This is a genomic window from Paenisporosarcina sp. P4_D4 (genome assembly GCF_056401835.1).
Genome location: NZ_JBFUIO010000340.1, coordinates 1 through 960, shown reverse-complemented (window position 1 = coordinate 960; position 960 = coordinate 1). Strand labels below are relative to the sequence as shown.

Here is a 960-nt window from a genome sequence, read left to right as displayed (position 1 = left end):
GTATTAATTTACTCTTATATTATTAAATCGACATGTATATACACCAGCTTTCTAGGAGACAAAAAGAACCCCCTACTACTTTATATATACATATTTTCAAGTTTTATCAACCAAAAATCGGAACTTTTTAAAATAAATTTATAATTAATTATTATCCTTAAGTAACTGCATATATCCTCTTTCCAATTGATTCATCGTGCTCCCTTTACCTATCATACTCTTCCACTTCTTAATGATACTGTATGGGATTAAATCAAAACCGTTTGTTTTGTTGATTTGTGTAGCTAACCTGACAGCCTTGAATGGATGTTCCTTTGATAATAAGTCGATGAGGATATCATATGACTCCTTTGTGAATGGTGTGTTTATGTAATCTGATGGTGCTTTGCTGATGTGTAAATGTGATTGCTTGATGTGTGAATTTGTAACGTATGAGTTGAATTGTAATACTGCTGCTGACACTATGGTAGTCCCCTTTGTGTGTGTATGTAGGTATGTAGGTATGTATTGATTAATATAATAATAAACTATAAGTATAATATGAGTCAATGATTAGTTTTATGATTGGATGTGATTAAATAATTAATTGAGTGGATATACTTATAATGCTGCTGTTCTAATTGAGCTGGAGGCAATAYACTGTGACCCCTTCAGCTCGATTTCTTTCTAAAACATCCCGCTTGAAAAAGTCATTACTGTTATGGCTCGTTTGAGAAATGCCCTATTAGAGTTGCGTGTGCGTGGCTCGGTGCGTGCGTGGCTCCAAAACTTTCAGCTCTAATTTTGGATCGCTGTTATATCGACTTCTAGTTTTTCTCTTTATTTAGAAGTAAAATATAAATTATCAAGAAGGGAAAGACTTTTTATTTCTTTTCTGTTCTATATGACAATAAAAGAAGCTWTTTAATGGATCAGTATATGCACCATGTAATTATGGTTTAAACCATTGATACAATAGGC

Annotated in this window: 1 protein-coding gene; it reads right to left on the bottom strand. The window is 32.7% G+C overall.

Going from position 1 to position 960, the window contains the following annotated elements; translation table 11 throughout:
- Nucleotides 1–144: 144 nt before the first annotated feature.
- Nucleotides 145–462: a hypothetical protein gene (locus AC1DSL_RS18690; RefSeq protein WP_477533395.1), complete on the bottom strand. Its 318-nt coding sequence runs from the start codon at nucleotides 460–462 to the stop codon at nucleotides 145–147.
- Nucleotides 463–960: the final 498 nt, after the last annotated feature.